Source organism: Lapillicoccus sp., assembly GCF_046595215.1.
GTDB lineage: Bacteria > Actinomycetota > Actinomycetes > Actinomycetales > Dermatophilaceae > Lapillicoccus.
This window is the reverse complement of sequence record NZ_JBKJPP010000187.1, coordinates 16,716-32,841: the sequence shown is the minus strand read 5'-3', so window position 1 is coordinate 32,841 and position 16,126 is coordinate 16,716. Positions and strand designations below refer to the sequence as shown.

20 protein-coding genes, 1 pseudogene and 1 riboswitch are annotated in these 16,126 nt (G+C 69.6%); of the genes and pseudogenes, 3 read left to right on the top strand and 18 right to left on the bottom strand.

Annotation, left to right across the window (positions count from 1 at the left end):
• Positions 1-102: 102 nt before the first annotated feature.
• The 11 genes from ACLL9L_RS16080 to ACLL9L_RS16030 all read right to left on the bottom strand — a co-directional run bounded on the left by ACLL9L_RS16080 (position 103) and on the right by ACLL9L_RS16030 (position 9,577).
• Entirely contained in the window at positions 103-456 is a 354-nt protein-coding gene (locus tag ACLL9L_RS16080; RefSeq protein ID WP_411285661.1) for a hypothetical protein, read from the bottom strand.
• A 99-nt stretch (positions 457-555) separates the two neighbouring features.
• A complete protein-coding gene (gcvP, locus tag ACLL9L_RS16075) occupies positions 556-3,444 on the bottom strand; it encodes an aminomethyl-transferring glycine dehydrogenase (RefSeq protein ID WP_411285681.1) in 2,889 nt (962 codons plus the stop codon).
• 172 nt (positions 3,445-3,616) lie between these two features.
• Positions 3,617-3,720: riboswitch (glycine riboswitch) on the bottom strand.
• A 43-nt stretch (positions 3,721-3,763) separates the two neighbouring features.
• Positions 3,764-4,285, bottom strand: a complete 522-nt coding sequence (locus tag ACLL9L_RS16070; RefSeq protein ID WP_411285680.1) for a MerR family transcriptional regulator — start codon at positions 4,283-4,285, stop codon at positions 3,764-3,766.
• Between the two features lie 208 nt (positions 4,286-4,493).
• On the bottom strand, positions 4,494-5,009 hold the full coding sequence (locus tag ACLL9L_RS16065; protein WP_411285660.1) for a bifunctional nuclease family protein: 516 nt from the start codon (positions 5,007-5,009) through the stop codon (positions 4,494-4,496).
• A 119-nt stretch (positions 5,010-5,128) separates the two neighbouring features.
• Complete coding sequence (locus tag ACLL9L_RS16060; RefSeq protein ID WP_411285659.1) at positions 5,129-5,845, bottom strand: MerR family transcriptional regulator; 717 nt, start codon at positions 5,843-5,845, stop codon at positions 5,129-5,131.
• A gap of 2 nt (positions 5,846-5,847) precedes the next feature.
• Positions 5,848-6,279: an FHA domain-containing protein gene (locus ACLL9L_RS16055; protein ID WP_411285658.1), complete on the bottom strand. Its 432-nt coding sequence runs from the start codon at positions 6,277-6,279 to the stop codon at positions 5,848-5,850.
• A gap of 95 nt (positions 6,280-6,374) precedes the next feature.
• Complete coding sequence (gcvH, locus tag ACLL9L_RS16050) at positions 6,375-6,764, bottom strand: glycine cleavage system protein GcvH (protein ID WP_411285657.1); 390 nt, start codon at positions 6,762-6,764, stop codon at positions 6,375-6,377.
• A 72-nt stretch (positions 6,765-6,836) separates the two neighbouring features.
• Positions 6,837-7,649, bottom strand: a complete 813-nt coding sequence (locus tag ACLL9L_RS16045; RefSeq protein ID WP_411285656.1) for a DUF881 domain-containing protein — start codon at positions 7,647-7,649, stop codon at positions 6,837-6,839.
• 14 nt (positions 7,650-7,663) lie between these two features.
• Positions 7,664-7,996, bottom strand: coding sequence for a small basic family protein (locus ACLL9L_RS16040; protein ID WP_411285655.1), 333 nt, complete (start codon positions 7,994-7,996; stop codon positions 7,664-7,666).
• Positions 7,993-8,958, bottom strand: a complete 966-nt coding sequence (locus ACLL9L_RS16035) for a DUF881 domain-containing protein (RefSeq protein WP_411285654.1) — start codon at positions 8,956-8,958, stop codon at positions 7,993-7,995. The genes ACLL9L_RS16040 and ACLL9L_RS16035 overlap by 4 nt, the downstream gene beginning before the upstream one ends.
• A 4-nt stretch (positions 8,959-8,962) precedes the next feature.
• Positions 8,963-9,577 carry a CDP-alcohol phosphatidyltransferase family protein gene (locus tag ACLL9L_RS16030; protein WP_411285653.1) on the bottom strand — a complete coding sequence of 205 codons (615 nt, stop codon included), beginning with the start codon at positions 9,575-9,577 and terminating at the stop codon, positions 8,963-8,965.
• Between the two features lie 69 nt (positions 9,578-9,646).
• Between ACLL9L_RS16030 and ACLL9L_RS16025 the strand changes: the two genes are divergently transcribed.
• Positions 9,647-10,111: a YdeI/OmpD-associated family protein gene (locus ACLL9L_RS16025; RefSeq protein ID WP_411285652.1), complete on the top strand. Its 465-nt coding sequence runs from the start codon at positions 9,647-9,649 to the stop codon at positions 10,109-10,111.
• Positions 10,112-10,363: 252 nt separating this feature from the next.
• Here ACLL9L_RS16025 and ACLL9L_RS16020 read toward each other — a convergent pair whose 3' ends face one another.
• The 3 genes from ACLL9L_RS16020 to ACLL9L_RS16010 form a co-directional block, all read right to left on the bottom strand.
• The gene (locus ACLL9L_RS16020) at positions 10,364-10,945 is read right to left on the bottom strand and encodes a DoxX family protein (RefSeq protein WP_411285651.1); all 582 of its coding nucleotides are present in this window, start codon (positions 10,943-10,945) and stop codon (positions 10,364-10,366) included.
• 172 nt (positions 10,946-11,117) lie between these two features.
• Entirely contained in the window at positions 11,118-11,324 is a 207-nt protein-coding gene (locus ACLL9L_RS16015) for a patatin-like phospholipase family protein (RefSeq protein ID WP_411285650.1), read from the bottom strand.
• 129 nt (positions 11,325-11,453) lie between these two features.
• Positions 11,454-12,146, bottom strand: a complete 693-nt coding sequence (locus ACLL9L_RS16010; RefSeq protein WP_411285649.1) for a Crp/Fnr family transcriptional regulator — start codon at positions 12,144-12,146, stop codon at positions 11,454-11,456.
• 132 nt (positions 12,147-12,278) lie between these two features.
• Between ACLL9L_RS16010 and ACLL9L_RS16005 the strand changes: the two genes are divergently transcribed.
• Positions 12,279-12,821, top strand: a complete 543-nt coding sequence (locus tag ACLL9L_RS16005; protein ID WP_411285648.1) for a carboxymuconolactone decarboxylase family protein — start codon at positions 12,279-12,281, stop codon at positions 12,819-12,821.
• Positions 12,822-12,888: 67 nt separating this feature from the next.
• Here the strand turns inward: ACLL9L_RS16005 and ACLL9L_RS16000 are convergent, their stop codons facing one another.
• The 4 genes and pseudogenes from ACLL9L_RS16000 to ACLL9L_RS15985 form a co-directional block, all read right to left on the bottom strand.
• Positions 12,889-13,485 carry an NAD(P)H-hydrate epimerase gene (locus ACLL9L_RS16000; RefSeq protein WP_411285679.1) on the bottom strand — a complete coding sequence of 199 codons (597 nt, stop codon included), beginning with the start codon at positions 13,483-13,485 and terminating at the stop codon, positions 12,889-12,891.
• Between the two features lie 376 nt (positions 13,486-13,861).
• A pseudogene (locus ACLL9L_RS15995) lies at positions 13,862-14,071 on the bottom strand (haloacid dehalogenase type II); the annotation flags it as partial.
• A 12-nt stretch (positions 14,072-14,083) separates the two neighbouring features.
• The gene (locus ACLL9L_RS15990; RefSeq protein ID WP_411285647.1) at positions 14,084-14,479 is read right to left on the bottom strand and encodes a hypothetical protein; all 396 of its coding nucleotides are present in this window, start codon (positions 14,477-14,479) and stop codon (positions 14,084-14,086) included.
• A gap of 196 nt (positions 14,480-14,675) precedes the next feature.
• On the bottom strand, positions 14,676-15,383 hold the full coding sequence (locus ACLL9L_RS15985) for a hypothetical protein (protein WP_411285646.1): 708 nt from the start codon (positions 15,381-15,383) through the stop codon (positions 14,676-14,678).
• 400 nt (positions 15,384-15,783) lie between these two features.
• Here ACLL9L_RS15985 and ACLL9L_RS15980 point away from each other — a divergent pair, with 400 nt between their 5' ends.
• Complete coding sequence (locus ACLL9L_RS15980) at positions 15,784-16,119, top strand: hypothetical protein (RefSeq protein WP_411285645.1); 336 nt, start codon at positions 15,784-15,786, stop codon at positions 16,117-16,119.
• Positions 16,120-16,126: the final 7 nt, after the last annotated feature.

Genomic DNA, 16,126 nt, shown 5'->3' with positions numbered 1-16,126 from the left:
GCGGATCAGCTCTCAGGCGTCGGTGCGGAAACCCGACCCGACTTCCGTCTCAGGCGGCGCCCGATCTCGGTCGCGGCAGGATGGGGCCCGGGGCGGGGGCGGTCAGGCTCCCGGGGCCCGCGCCCCCGGGAGGGCCAGCATCGCCGGCGTGGTCCGTCGTCTGTCCCGGGGCGGGCCGGTCGTGACGGCCGAGAAGCGTCGCGGGAGCACGGGCAGCAGGGCCTCGTTCTGCCGCCGGTAACCGGGCGCACCCCCGCTCAGTCGCCCGAGGGCGTCGATGATGCTGACGCCTAGGACCCCCAGCAGCTGGCCCAGCACGAGCTGGCCCGTCGTGACGGCCGGTGCGGTCGGACCTGGGTGGACGGGCCCACGAGCACCCGAGCCCCGGCGGAGTCCAGCCGACACGGCATACCGCAGCCGGGCGACCGGCGCGCCGGCCTGCTCGACACCGCTCATGACCGTCACCTCGATCCTCACCGGCCCGCATCGTGTGGCGGGACCTTCTGTGGTGAGGAGGGGGCGCGCAGCCGGGGAGATACCCCCCGCCGACGGAGGTCAGTCCTCGAAGGCCTCGGGCGGCGGGCAGGCGCAGACGAGGTGGCGATCGCCGTAGGCGCCGTCGACGCGGCGCACGGGGGGCCAGTACTTGTCCGCAGCCGAGACCCCGACCGGGAAGGCTGCGACGATCCGGTCGTAGGGGTGGTCCCACTCGCCCGCGATCGACAGGGCCGTGTGCGGGGCATGTCGCAGCACGGAGTCCGCCACCGCCACGTCGCCGCGCAGGATCGCGTCGATCTCGCCGCGGATGGCGATCATCGCGTCGCAGAACCGGTCGATCTCCCCCTTGTCCTCGCTCTCGGTCGGCTCGACCATGAGCGTTCCGGCGACGGGGAAGGACATTGTCGGGGCGTGGAATCCGTAGTCGACCAGGCGCTTGGCCACGTCGTCGACGGTGACGCCCGTCTGGCGGGTGATTTCCCGGACGTCGAGGATGCACTCGTGGGCGACGATGCCCTCGTGCCCGGAGTAGAGGACCGGGAAGTGGTCACGCAGACGCGCCGCGACGTAGTTGGCGTTGAGCACGGCGATCTCCGTGGCCCGGGTCAGCCCCGCCCCACCCATGAGCCGCACGTAGGCCCACGAGATCGGCAGGATGCCGGCCGATCCGTAGGGTGCGCCGGCGACCGGACCGACGCCGGTGTCCGGCCCGGCCTCCGCCGCCAGCGGGTGGTTCGGCAGGTAGGGCGCGAGGTGGGCGCGCACGCCCACCGGACCCACGCCCGGACCGCCACCGCCGTGCGGGATGCAGAACGTCTTGTGGAGGTTGAGGTGCGAGACGTCCGCGCCGAACTTCCCGGGCTGGGCCAGCCCGACGAGGGCGTTGAGGTTGGCGCCGTCGACGTAGACCTGGCCGCCGACGTCGTGGACGAGCGCGCACAGCTCGCCGATGGTGTCCTCGTAGACCCCGTGCGTCGACGGGTAGGTCACCATGATCGCCGCGAGGTCGTCGGCGTGCTGGGCGACCTTGGATCGCAGGTCGTCCAGGTCGATGTTGCCGCTCTCGGTGTCGGTCTTGACGACGACGACCTTGAGCCCGGCCATCACGGCGGACGCGGCGTTCGTGCCGTGGGCGCTGGCCGGGATGAGGCAGACCCGTCGCTGGCTCTGTCCGTTGGCCTCGTGGAACGCGTGGATGGCGAGCAGCCCCGCGAACTCACCCTGCGAGCCCGCATTGGGCTGGAGCGAGACCGCGTCGTAGCCGGTGATCTCGCACAACCACGCGGACAGGTCGGCGACGAGCTCGCGGATCCCCTCGTTCTGGTCCGCCGGGGCGAATGGGTGCAGCTGCGAGAACTCGGGCCACGTGACGGCCTGCATCTCGGTGGTCGCGTTGAGCTTCATCGTGCACGAGCCCAGCGGGATCATGCCCCGGTCGAGGGCGAAGTCGCGGTCGGAGAGACGGCGCAGATAGCGCAGCATCTGCGTCTCGCTGCGGTGGGAGTGGAAGACGGGATGGGTCAGGTAGTCCGACGTGCGGGCGAACTCGCTCCCCCACACCGGGTCGCCGGTGGCCCGCTCCGGCTCGGGGCCGGTGACGCCGAACGCGCCCCAGACCTCGCGTAGGTCGTCGCCGGTCGTCGTCTCGTCGACGCTGATCGACAGGGTGTCGTCGTCGACCTGGAACAGGTTGACGCCCCGCGACGCCGCCTCGTCACGGACCGTCCCCGCCTGCCCGGGGACGGTGACCGTGACCGTGTCGAAAAAGGTGGTGGTCACGACGTCGACGCCGCCGGCGCGGAGGCCGTCCGCGAGGGTCCTGGCACGGTCGTGCACCTGGCGCGCGATGGCGGCGAGGCCGTCCGGGCCGTGCCATACGGCATACATGCTCGCCATGACGGCGAGCAGCACCTGCGCCGTGCAGATGTTGGAGGTCGCCTTCTCGCGGCGGATGTGCTGCTCGCGCGTCTGCAGGGCCAGCCGGTATGCCGGGTGGCCGTCGGCGTCGACGGAGACCCCGACGAGGCGGCCGGGCATCGAGCGCTCCAGCCCCGACCGGACCGCCATGTAACCCGCGTGCGGCCCGCCGAAGCCCATCGGGACCCCGAAGCGCTGGGTGGTGCCCACGGCGATGTCGGCGCCCCACTCGGCCGGCGGGACGATGAGGGTCAGCGCGAGGAGGTCGGCCGCGGCGGTGACGAGCGCGCCGTGCTCGTGGGCGGCGGCGGTGAGCGCCCGCATGTCGCGGATCTCGCCGTCGGCGCCGGGGTACTGGACGACGACGCCGAAGACGTCCCGCTCGCCGGCTGCGGATCGCAGGGCTGCCACGGAGTCGATGCCGGCGACGTCGGCCACCACGAGGTCAATGCCGAGCGGCGCAGACCGGGTCTGCATCACCGCGATCGACTGGGGGAACGCGTGCTGGTCCACGAGCAGGACCGCGTCCTCGGCCGACTTCGCCGAGCGGCGCATCAGGGTCATCGCCTCGGCGACGGCCGTGCTCTCGTCGAGCAGGGAGGCACCCGCGAGGTCGAGGCCCGTGAGGTCGCTGACGACGGTCTGGAAGTTGAGGAGCGCCTCGAGGCGGCCCTGCGAGATCTCTGGCTGGTAGGGCGTGTAGGCGGTGTACCAGGCGGGGTTCTCGAGGACGTTCCGCTGGACGACCGGCGGGACGACCGTGCCGTAGTAGCCGAGACCGATCATCGAGCGCATCACGATGTTGCGACTGGCCAACGCCCGCAGCTCGGCTATGACGGCGCTCTCGGACGGGGCCGCGTCGAGCTGGAGGGCCCGCTCGGCCCGGATGCTGCCGGGCACCGCCACCGCGACGAGCGCGTCGAGCGACGGCTGACCGACGATCGCGAGCATCTCGCGGACGTCACTCGGGGTGGGGCCGATGTGCCGCTGGACGAACGGCGCGAGCCCGGCGTGCACCGAGGCGTTCATTGCCCGGTCGACGCTCAGGTCAGCAGCGGCGTCCGCCGCGGGCGGGGCCGCGTGCAGGTGCTGGACGGATGGGGTCGTGTCGGTGGACATGAGGGGCTCCTCGGGGTCGCGGTCGTCGCGGACAAGCGGTTCCCCCTCTGTCGACCACCGCGGTGCGGAGCTCCAGAGTTGCCTCACCCGCGTGGTCCTGGCGCCTGAGAGGTTCCGGGGTGTTGCCCCTTCGGCGCCCCGGCTGACGGCCTGCGACCGTCCCGAGGGCTCTCCCACATGGGTTATGCAGCAGATCCCAGCCTACCAGCCGAGCCCGCGCGGGCCCGGGTCAGGAGGTCTTGCGGAGCCGTCGAGCGCTGAGCTCGTCGTCGGCGTGAGCGGCCGGCGTCTCGTCTTCGGGTCGCTCGCTGGGCAGAGCCGCGAGGGTCCCCTCGATCTCGCGCCAGACCCGGCCCACCGCGATACCGAAGACGCCCTGGCCGCCCTGGACGAGGTCGATGACCTCGTCGGCCGAGGTGCACTCGTAGACGGACGCGCCGTCACTCATCAAGGTGATCTGGGCGAGGTCGTCGACGCCCCTCTCGCGCAGGTGCTCGATGGCGACCCGGATCTGCTGCAGCGAGACCCCGGTGACGAGCAGCCGCTTGACGACCTTGAGGACGAGGATGTCACGAAAGCCGTAGAGCCGCTGGGTGCCCGAACCGGTGGCGCTGCGCACGGATGGCTCGACCAGCCCGGTGCGGGCCCAGTAGTCGAGCTGGCGGTAGGTGATCCCGGCTGCCTTGCACGCAGTCGGTCCCCGGTAGCCGGTGTGCTCGCTGAGGTGGGGCAGGTCGTCGTCGAAGAGCATCCCCTGCGCGGCGACGGGCACGTGCGTGGTTCCGTGCGTCGCGTCTCCCGTGGCATTCACGGCGACCTCCTGATGACCTGCGTGTAACTACAGATGAGTGGTTCGCCTCTGACGGTACGGGGCGCGGGGGGCAGCGTCAACGACCGGTGGACGGTGAGCCGTGGGCGTGTCGCAGCCGCGATGGTCACCATAATCCTGTAGTCGAGAGTTAGGCTTTGGGCGGCGGGATCTCGCCCACGTCGGGGTGCTCGGGGCTCTCGGGGCTGTCAAAGTCCTCCGCCGAGACCTGGTCGAGGAACTCCCGGAACCGCTCGACCTCGTCGTCCTCGTCCGGGGTGAGTGCGACACCGGCCTCGTCGAGGACGGCCTCGGCCACGTAGATCTCGGTCGACGTGCGCAGGGCCAGCGCGATCGCGTCGGACGGGCGGGCGCTGATCTCCTGGTTGTCGTCGAAGACCAAGGACGCGTAGAAGACCTTGTTCTTCAGCTCCACGATCCGGATCTCGGTGACCTTGTGACCCAGGCCCTCGATGATGTCCTTGATCAGGTCGTGGGTCAGCGGCCTCGGGGGCACGACCCCCTGCTGCGCGTAGGCGATGGCGGTGGCCTCCGCGGCCCCGATCCAGATCGGCAGGTATCGATCGCCGTCCCGCTCCCGGAGCAGGACGATCGGCTGGTTGGTGGGCATCTCGACCCGCACGCCGAGGACATCGACCGGTTTCACAGGCACCACGTTACCCCGCTTCGGCTCCCGCTGAGGCCGAGGTCCCGACCCAGCCTTCGGAGGCGCTGCCCGCGCATGCCCGCGGGTGCTCGCGCATGCCGCGGCTGCTCGGGAAAGCGTCAGTGCGGCAGGCCGGCGCGCACGAGTGCCGTGTGCAGGGCGATGCACTGACGCAGGACCTCGGCGGTGGGGTCCGGCGCTCGCCGAGCGCCCGATCCGGCCCGGGAGGGGCTGACGATCTGCTGCACGAGGCCGATCTCACGGTCCGCGGCCGTCCGGAACGGCCGCAGGTGGCGTGGCTCGACGCCGTAACCGGCCAGGGCCCCCGCCGCCCGGGCCACGTCCAGCGCGGCGGCGTCGAAGTGGCCGTCCGTGCCGGGTCGTAGCAGCCCGAAGGTCTGCAGCGCCTCGAAGGTCGTGCCGTCGAGCCCGGCTGCCTCCTGCAGCTCGGCTGCAGTCAGGCGCAGCGGGGCGGGTCGCGCCAGCTCGGCGGCCGTCGGCAGGTCCGGATCGACGCTCGGCGCCGGCGGCCGTGGTCGACCTTGCCCGGCGCCTGGCTCGTCGGTCGGCGGCGTCAACCCCCGGTCCAGGGCGTCCAGGGCCTCGCGGATGACCTTGAGCGGCCAGAACCGGTCGCGCTGGGCGGCGAGGATGTAGCGCAGCCGCTCGATGTCCTGGGCCGAGAAGGTGCGGTAGCCGGACGGCGTGCGTTGCGGCGCAACGAGGCCCTCCGCCTCGAGGAAGCGGATCTTGGAGATGCTGACGTCCGGGAAGTCCGCCCGCAGCTCGTGCAGCACCCCACCGATGGACGTCGTGGCCCGGGGTCGGGGCGACACGCTCAGCGTTTGCCGGCGTAGTAGACCAGCCGGAACTTGCCGATCTGGACCTCGTCGCCGGTGCGGAGCGCCATGTGGTCGACGATCTCGCGGTTGACGTAGGTGCCGTTGAGGGACCCGACGTCCTTGACCGCGAACCCCTCCCCCTCCTGCACGAAGAGGGCGTGCTTGCGCGACACGGTCACGTCGTCGAGGAAGATGTCACTGTCCGGGTGTCGGCCGGAGCTGACCTCCGGGTCGTCGAGCAGGAACCGGGCCCCCGTGTTCGGGCCGCGCAGGACGACGAGCAGGGCCGTGCCGGGACGCAGCGCCTCGATCGTGGCATGGTCCTCGGCGGAGAGGCCACGGCCCTCGTTGTCGTTCTTCTCGTGCTCGCCCACGCCCTGGAACCGCATGGTCGTCGGGTCACTGTGTCGCGGCGTCTCTTCCGACATCTGGCGAACTCTCCTTCGTTGCTCGGTATGTCTCGAACCCTAGATCACCGGGCAGACACACCGGGAGGAAATGTGGGGAACCCCAGCGCGAGGAGTCAGTCGATACTGGCCCGATAGGCTGCCGCGTCCATGAGGCCGGCGAGGGCACCGTCGTCGCTGGGCTGCAGCTCATACATCCACCCGTCCGTGTAGGGCGCGGAGTTGACCAGCTCCGGCGCGGAGTCGAGGCTGACGTTGACGGCCGTCACCTCCCCCGAGACCGGGGCATAGATGTCACTGACGGACTTGGTCGACTCGACCTCGCCGCACGTCTCCCCCGAGGTCACCGTGTCCCCCACCGTAGGCAGGGACACGTAGACGACGTCTCCGAGGGCGTCCTGAGCGAAGGACGTGATGCCGATCCGCACGCGTCCGCCCTCGGTCTCCTGCACCCACTCGTGGTCCGAGGTGTAGTGCAGGGTGTCGGGATAGTCGAGCTCGCTCATGTCGCTCCTTGGGCGTCGGGGTGCGTGGGGACTCTTCGTCGTGCTTGCGTCGTGGGGGTGACGTCGTCGGGCTCACTTCGTCGGGGTGGCCGCTTCCGGCACGGGCTGAGCGTAACGAGGCGTGCGCGGCGTCTGCAACGCGTCCACCCGGACCGTGTCGAGCTGCTCGACCGCAGCGGTGGCTCCCTGGCGACGGACCGTCTCGACGATGCCGCCGGGGATGCTCATCGCCGACGCGAGGGTCTGCTTGTCCCCGATCGCGAGGATGACGAAGGGCCGCTGCAGGGGCTGGCCGTCGATCTGCACGTCGGTGCCGACCGTGACGAAGAAGGAGCCGGCCGTGACCCGGTTCTGGCCGTACTGCACCACCTCGGCCCCGGCGTCACGCAGCTCCTCCAGCACGTCCAGCAGCATCGGAGCCGTGACCTTGGCCTCCGGGTCGGTGATCGTCAGCCGAATGCCCTGCCCCTGGGCTGGTGCGGTCCCGGCGAGCAGCCGCAGGGCGTCGAGACGGCGTTGGGCCTGCTGGATCGCGGCCTGGCTGCTCCCGGCGCCGTTGGCCAGCTGGTCCCGTTGGGACTGCAGCTCACGGACCTGCTGGTCGAGCCGGGACGAGCGTTGGTTGACGTCACCGAGGACGCGGAACAGGTCGTCCTGACGCATCGTCTCCAGCCCACCCACCTGGGTCTGTTGGACCTGGGTGGCGATGGCGAACCCCAGGACGAGGGCGAGGACGGCCCCGAGGAGTTGGGCCTTGGTGCGCCGGGGAGCCGACATCCGGCCGAGGCGTCGCCAGGCGGACGACTGCCCGGCGCCCGGGGTCGGTGCGTCCGGGGTCGGTGGGTCCGGACGGTCCGGCTCGGGTGTGGTCGGGTCGGGGCTCATGGCTGGGTCACCGCTCACGCGTGGAAGAGGTGACGACGGATGGAGGCCACATTGGAGAAGATCCGGACCCCGAGCACGACGACGACCCCGGTGGAGAGCTGGGCGCCGACGCCGAGCTGGTCGCCGAGGAAGACGATGAACGCCGCGACGACGACGTTGGACAGGAACGAGACGACGAAGACCTTGTCGTTGAAGATCCCGTCGAGGACGGCGCGGACACCGCCGAAGACAGCGTCCAGGGCGGCGATGACCGCGATCGGCAGGTAGGGCTGCAGCCAGAGGGGCACCGCGGGGTGCAGCAGCAACCCGGCTACGACGCCGAAGAGCAGTCCGAGGGCGGGGATCACGGTGTCGTCTCCGAGGTGGGGGGCTGGGGGGCGGGCGAAGTCGCGCGGGGGGCGGTGGTCGAGCCGGGGCCGCCCAGTGTCGTGGCGGACGACGACGAGGGTATGCCGGGCGGGTCCGACCGCGCGAACGTCAGGCCGAGCGTGGAGCTGCGCGGCACCTCGACCCGCTCCCCGGACGTCAGCGTCGACGGGATGCGGTAGGTGTCCCCGAGCGCCGTGAGGTAGCTGCCCGCCGTCGTCAGCGCGAAGCGGGTCGAGAGGGTCTGGGGATCGCCGATGGCGCTGATGACGTAGGGCGGGTTCAGCGGGCGGTAGTCGACGAGGATCGCCTCACCGGCGAAGCGGATCGCGGAGCGGGCGGTCAGCCGCTGGCCGTTGACGGAGATCGCCTCGGCCCCGGCCTGCCAGAGCCCGTTGGTGAGCAGCTGCAGGTCGAGCGAGGTGACCCGGCCCGGCAGGAACCCGTCACTGGTCCGGGGGTCCACGCCCCCGTCCCCCTTTGCGGTGGCCGGGGCGTCGTTGATCGTCAAGGTGAGGCCCGGGCCCGCCACGGGGAGCTCACCGGTGAGCAGGCCCAGCCGCGCCAGCTCGTCGGTGAGCGCTGACTGCTCCGTGCCCAAGGCGGCCTTCTGGAAGGCGGCGACCTCGCTGCGCAGCCCGTTCGCGGTCACGGACTGGGCGTCGCTCTGCTCCTGTCGGCCCTGGATCTGCTCGATGAGCTGTGCCTTGTCGCGTGATGCGGTCGTGCCCGAGGGTCGCAGGGCATGGGCGGCAACGATGAGCAGGAAACCGATGACGACAGCAGTCGCGATGAGGAGCGCGCTGCGGGTGCCGGTGGCCGGCGGGAGTCCGTCCGCCTCTCGGCGGCCTGCTGCCGCGGCATACCCGGGGTCGAGCGGTCGCTGCATCATCTCGGTCAGCAAGGTCATCGAGGCGTCGGGCCGCCGGTCGGGGGCGCTCATCTGCTCACCGCAGCCCGTGTCCGGTGTCACCGGTGGTCGCCGAGCGGCCGCGAAGCAACCAGGTGGCCTGCACGGCATACAGGCCAGCAGCCATCCAGTAGAGGACGATCCCCCACCAGGCGAAGGCCCACCCGATCGGTCGGGCGATGTCGCCGACGGTCCCGTCGATGTGGGAGAGCAGCAGCACCGGGAAGGCGTAGAGGAGGTTGAACGTGGCCGCCTTGCCGACGAAGTGCACCGGCAGGCCGGTCTGGCCGACCCGCTTGAGCACGATGATGAGGATGCCCATGAAGAGGTCCCTGCCCAACAGCAGCACGACGAGCCAGACCGGCAGGATCTCGCGCCAGGCCAGGGCGATCAGGGTGCTGAGGATGTAGAGCCGGTCGGCCAGCGGGTCGAGCAGCTGGCCGAGACGCGAGACGAGGTCGAAGTGACGGGCGATCTTGCCGTCGAGGTAGTCCGAGATCCCCGACAGGGTGAGCACGACGAAGGCCCAGACGATCTGGTCGCCCACGAGGAGCCAGATGAAGAGCGGGACGCCGAGCAGACGCAGCATGGACAGGATGTTGGGGAGGGTGAGGACGCGGTCACTCACCCGCTGCGCGCTGTCCTCGGCCACGGGAGCAGCCTAGTCGGGAAGGCGCTTGGGAACCGACCGCTCACCCGGCCACCACGGCATACTCGGGTCATGAGGTTCCACGCCGAGCTGGAGAGCCATGGGCGCACCGCCACCGGAGTCGAGGTGCCCGAGGGGATCGTGGACGCACTCGGAGCCGGTCGGCACCCGCCGGTGAGAGCGACGATCAACGGGTACACCTGGCGCACGAGCATCGCGTCGATGGGCGGCCGCTTCCTGCTCGGGGTCAACGCCGAGGCGCGGGCGGGGGCGGGCGTGTCGGCCGGCGACCTGCTCGAGGTCGACGTAGAGCACGACACGGACCCGCGGACCATGGCCGTCCCGGAGGACCTCGCGGCGGCGCTCGCGGAGTGCTCGGACGCGCGCGCCCGGTTCGAGGAGCTGTCCTACAGCCACCAGCGGCGCTACATCGAGGCGGTGCTGGCTGCCAAGAAGCCCGAGACCAGGGCCAACCGGGTCACCAGGACCGTGGAGTCGCTGCGCACACAAGGCGCCGAACGCGCGCAGAGATCCTGAGCCGGTGTGCGCCGGGCGCCGCGGATGCGCGATCTCGACGATCCGCCCGTCCCCGACGGTGCAGTCGGACACCACCCAGGTATGCCGTGGGAGCCGCGGTCCGGTGAGACCCCAACTGCCCTGTCAGTCAACGCGGTCAGACAAGCGCGGTCACCTGTCGAATGGTTCGCTCCGGTTCGAGATCAGGGAACGGACCCGGTTGCCGCCCCACCTGCGGGCGGCAACCGAGTCCCTTCTGCGAGCTGACTCCAGTCAGAGGAGAATCCGGTGCTTGCGGACGATGGGGAGCTTGCTCCACCAGTGTCCGAGGCCATACCTGGAGTTGATGGCGAAGTAGGCGAAGACGATGCCGATCAGTCCGTAGACCACGTGGTACTCCATGAACGGGTTGGTCGAGCCGCTCGCCTTGCCGTCAGAGGCCAACTTGGCCAATGGCCACTCGGCGGCCCACATACCCAGCATGAGGACGGCATTGCTGATGGCGGCGATCTTCAGGCCTGCTCCGAGGATCATGGCGACGCCGATCCCGAGGAGAGAGAGCATGAACAGGATGTCCACCACGGGCGCTCCCGCGATCGAGCGGAAGAAGTCCTGGAACGGTCCGACGTCGACGTTCGACAGGAAGCCCTTGGTCGGCGAACCGCCGTTCAGGACGGAACGGGCAGCCGGCGTGGAATATCCAAGGCCGAACATCTTGTCGAGGAAGGCCCACAGGAAGATGAAACCGACACCGACGCGGGTGACAGCCAGCCAGACGTGGCCGACACCTGCCGTCCGCGTTTCGGTGGGCTCCTCGTGGGTGGCGCGGGTGGTGCGGAGCGGGGCGGCGGTCATGATGACGTGACTTCTTCCGTATCGGTTGTCTCGAGTGGGTCACCCTCACTCTGACGCCCTGCACCGGCACGCAACAGGTCCAAAGGTCCCTAGTCCCAGCAGCCACACGGTGTTGAGTTGAGACGCGTGCGGGCGGAAAGCGTCGTCTTCCCTACCATCGACAGCATGCTGGTCACGTCTCGCTCGTTCCTGGAGTACCAGGCGTTCTTCTCGCTGATCGATGAGGACCTTGCCGGGCGCGTGCTCGACTGCTGCGCAGGCGCCTCAGGGCCCCGTTCACGGCGCCGGCCGAGGTGCCCCCGATCAGGTCTGGGCGAATCCCGGCCTTACCCAGCGCTGCCAGCGTGCCCGCCTGGGCGGCCCCGAGGTTTCGCTCCACCGGAGAGCACGAACGCGGTCGTCATCACCTGCCTCCTCGGGCCGGAGGTGGGCGCCCCCGTTTCCAGGGAACCCCCGAAACGCGCCACACGGCGACGCGGAGTGTGACCTCGATGACACAACCCGCGGACTACTGCTTGGCCGTGAGGCCGCCCAGCGCTGCGGCGTCGAGGATCTGCACCTTGCCATAGCTGATCTCGACCAAGCCGCTGCGAGCAAACTTGCGGAGCACGCGGTTCACCGAGGGGCGGCGGACACCGAGCAGCGCGGCCACGGTTGTCTGGGGCAGGGACACCACGTCCTCCACGCGTTCCTCCAGAAGCAGGTGGGCGACCTGGATCTCGAGAGGCTGTCCCAGGAGACTGGTCAACCGGGAGTGCGATCGCGCGAGACGTTGGGACACGCTCGTCAGCCACCGCCGCGACACTTGGGGATGGGTGGCCAGGAGCTCTTCGAAGTGACGGCGACCCACCATGAGACAGGTGGTCTCGGTGTTCGCTCGGGTCTCATATGGCATCGGCATCCCGAGCAGGATCTGGATGTCACCGTCGATGTCACCTGCTCGCAGCGTCTGGATGACCATCCGTCCACTTGAGCCATGTACCGCCAGCTCCAGGCATCCGTCACGGACGATGCACACCGCGGCTGGCACCTCCCCCACACGCAGGAGCGGTTCGCCCGCAGCCAGCGTTCGCACGTCGATGAAGCGAGCCAGGCCCTCGACGTCCTCAAGACGCAGCGGGGTCGTTTCCGCACGACCCACGCAACGCGAGACCCACAGGGCGTCACGAAAGGCAGCCGACTGCTCTTCACGCTTGCGCATCATTTCTCCTCCGTGTCCCACGACCGGGGCTGGCCAACAGTGTCGTCCAGGCGACACTCCGGGACGTAGGCGGGACACCGATCGCTTGTACCCACGTCAGCCACGCGTCCACTACGCACAGGAGAAACACCCATGGCCCGCATTCCCGTCCACACGACCGAGAGCGCCCCAGAGCAGAGCCGCGACGAGCTGAAGGCACTGGAGGCGAAGTTCGGCAAAGTCCTGAACATTCACGGCGAGATGGCGCACTCGCCAGCCGTGCTCCAGAGCTACATCGCCATCCAGCAGGTCATTGCCGACTACGGGTCCTTCGACGCCCGCACCCGGGAGGCGATCGCCTTGGCCGTGGGCAACGCCGACGAGTGCAACTACTGCCAAGCCGCCCACACCGGAGGAGGCAAGGCCGCGGGCCTCACCAACGACGAGATGATCGCCATCCGACGGGGCGGCGCGGAGTTCGACGCCAAGCTCGACGCCCTGCTCACCCTCGCCCGCCAGTACACCACCAACATCGGATCTGTCGAAGACACTGTTTGGCAGGCCGCTCTCGAAGCGGGGTGGACCGATGAGCAGCTCACCGAGCTGACCGTTCACGTCACCCTGAACCTGCTCACGAACTACTTCAACCACTTCATCGAGACCGAGCTCGACCTCCCGGCCGCTCCGGCGCTCTGACCGTCGGGTTTCCACGCTCGAGTCACTGACGGGTGCCGCCCGAACAACGTCGTCGTTCGGGCGGCACTCACTCGTGAGGTGCATCCTTCCGGTGCGTGTCACACGCACGGTGTATCCCTGTGAAAAGAGTCCTGCTGGTGGGCACTCGGCCCCCGTTCGTTCGAAGACGCCCCGCGGGATGCCGATGTCGGCCACCCAGAGCTCGCCGACAGCGCCGACGGGGAGGCCGGTCTTGGGAAGTGCGAGCGTCACCGTGGGTGGTCGCGCGAATGTGGCTCCCCGGGGCGTGGCCGGTCGAGGCACCCATCCCTGAGGAACGTCGAGTGCCACCACCAGGGCCGTTCTGTTCGACATCCACCCGACCAGGTCGTCGGCCACGCCGTGCGGTGCGCCCCTCGAGGCTGTAGCCGAGCAACGCGTCCACCGTGAGAGCTGGTTGAAGCGAGCTGAGGTCTCGCGGGTCGGCGATCCGACCGTTGGTGGCCCGGTAGGCGGCGAGTTGTTGGGCAGGAACGCCGGTCAGGCGCCGACTGTCCGAGACCACGACCGTGACGTCAGCCCCATGGTTCGCCAGATGCCGGGCAGCGCAGATGCCGCCGCCCCCGTTGCCTCCTGTTCCGGCGACCACGACAACGGGACGACCGGCCCAGCGCTCCCCCAGCATCGTCATGCAGACCGATGCCAGGCTTCGACCGGCGTTCTCCATCATCTGGTGGAGGTTCGGACCAATCTCCTCTACGGCCACCCGGTCGACCTCGCGCATCTGCTGCGCGGTCACGGCCAGGACCCTGAGCCCACCCTCAGTGTGAACGAGTTCATTCCAATCCACGCTTCCCGACGCCCGAACCGAACCGAACCGAACCGAAGGACCGTTCTCAGAGTCCGATCCACGATGGTCCACCCGCGCGGTCGAGCCGTCGATAGTGACGGCGGCCGACCACACGGTGGCTACTGTTGAACTAGGTCGATCGGCCGCGTTGTTCCGCAGGCATAGGCAGACTCCTCGACGCTCCGGCACTGCCGGGGGCTGCGTCATCCGCTCAGCGCAGCTGGTCGGCGAGGTTGATCAGGGACCCCGCCCGGAGGTCAGGGGCTCTGAAGTACTCCGGATAGGGCCCACCAGTACGGCTCACCCACGCCGTGGCGAGTCCCGCACGGGAGGCCCCGTCGATGTCCCAGGGGTGGACCGCGACCAGCATCGCGTCCATCGGGTCCACACCACACTGCTGCAATGCATACGCATAGGCATCGGGAGCGGGCTTTCAGCGGCCGGCGTCCTCCACCGTCAGCAAGCGCTCGAAGTGCTCGCGGATGTTGGCTTGGTCGAACAGCCCCTCGGCAATGGAGGCCGACCCGTTGCCGAGGGTCACCAGCCGGATCCCGAGACCCCTGAGTGCTCTGATGCCGTCAGGCACGTCGGCATGGACCGGAAGGGCTGCGAATCCGTCCACGATGTGGGTGACAGCTTCCGCGGTCCCACGCTTCAGGGGGAGGCCGTGAAGGCTGACCCGCAACGACTCGGCCGCAATGTGGGCGAACGAGTCGCTGGCCCCGACAGCGGTGAGCGCGAAGCCATGGCGCAGCAGCCCCGCGAACCAGGTGGTTGACAGATGGGCCGGGGCGCCGACGTCCTCGAACCGTTTCACCATGGGCAACATGTCCGAGAGCGTCTCGTTGACATCGAAGATCAGCAGGCCTGGGCGTCGGGGACCGTCCGGACTGCCGGGATGGTCGACACTGGGAAGAACGTGGTCCACGTGTTCGCTCGACATGTACGCCACCGGAGTCTCGGGTCGACTGCCCCCGGATGTCGCCGCTCGCTGAGGACGACACCGCGTCGTTCAACGAGGTCTTTCAAGCGCTCCGTGAACCCGACCCGAGGACCCTGAGCGGGAGCATCTGGCGCAGCTGCTCGTTCTCGCCGGGGTCGAGGACCGAGTGTTGGACGCAGGGGGAAACGAGCTCAGCGGTCTCGGGGTGGGCCATCTCGCAGGTGCAGGCCGACAGCCGCTCCTCTGTCACCCGTACGGCCGGGTCCTCGGCGACTCGGCCCTCCTGCATCAGCCGCCAGGCCGGTACTACGTCGGCGGCGTCCATGAAGTGGTGCACCACGTAGGTCATCGGGGTGACGCGACCTCGGCGCCAGGCCGACACGAGCCGTGGTACCCCTCCCGACCGCCGGACCAGACGGCGTACCCAGCCGAGTGCGACCTTCACGGCGCTGGGATGCCGGGCGAGAACCCGCACCAGCTTCGCCACCAGCAGGGTGGGCGGCGTGCCGCCGAAGTTCACGCCGCCGAGGTGGCCAAGGCGCAGTCCCGGGTGGCCGGGTCGTCGCTGCTGTCGGGGTCGAACATCGGCACCCAGCGGCCATCGACGCGGATGCCGAACGCGGTGCGGTTGCAGCGGGGGTTGCCCGAGCTGCAACGCCTGCCAGGCGACGCGCTGGCCGAGACCGGCCTCGAGCCGGCCCCAGACGTCGTCGATGCCGACCGTGCGGTAGTCACCTCCCGTCCATCGTCTTTCGTCACCCTTACGGGCGGCCGGCTGGAAGGACAGCATGGAAAACCCCAGGGCGCTCAGTCTGCCCTGGTGGTGGGGACGGCGGCGCTCGCCTGGCGCTGGCGCAGCAGTCGCTCGTCCGCGGCGCTCGCCGCTTGGGCCGGGTCGTTCCCACCGCCGGGTGGTGTGCTGCTGCTCGTGGGCGTCTACGTCGCCCACTACGGCTGGTGGGAGATTCGCGTCCTTCGCGGAACACCCACCAAGGACCCGGTGATCGAGGCCGCGGCTGCGGTGCAGCATTGGTTGGCCAACACCGGGCGCTGGGACTGTGGCTGTTCCCCCGTGCAATGGACGGACGTGACGGCCCCCTTGTTCGCCGGCGCCGCGAAGCCACTCACGGCAACACAGATTTCACGGTTCCGAGGCCGACAGCTTCCTGGACATCACGGCCGACTTTGCCGTGTACGGCGCGACCGTGGTCGGGGTAGCCATCGGTGCCACACGACAGTTCGGCACCGAATGGTTGCCCTTCCTGTTGGTCCTTCTGGCCTACTACCTCAATGGAACGGCGTTCTTGGCGTTCTCCTCCATAGCCGAACGGACCGGACGGCGACGTGCGGATGGTCGCTCGCTCAGTTTCCTCGGAGTTCTCGCGGAGGGGACCGAGGCCATTGCCGTGCACTCGTTGTGGCTTGTCATCCCCGCCCGCGCCGGGGTGATTGCCACTGTGTGGGCGGCCGTCGTCGGTGTCAGCGCTGCCCAGCGCATCGTGGCGGGCTTGAGGCACGTCTCGTGAACGACCA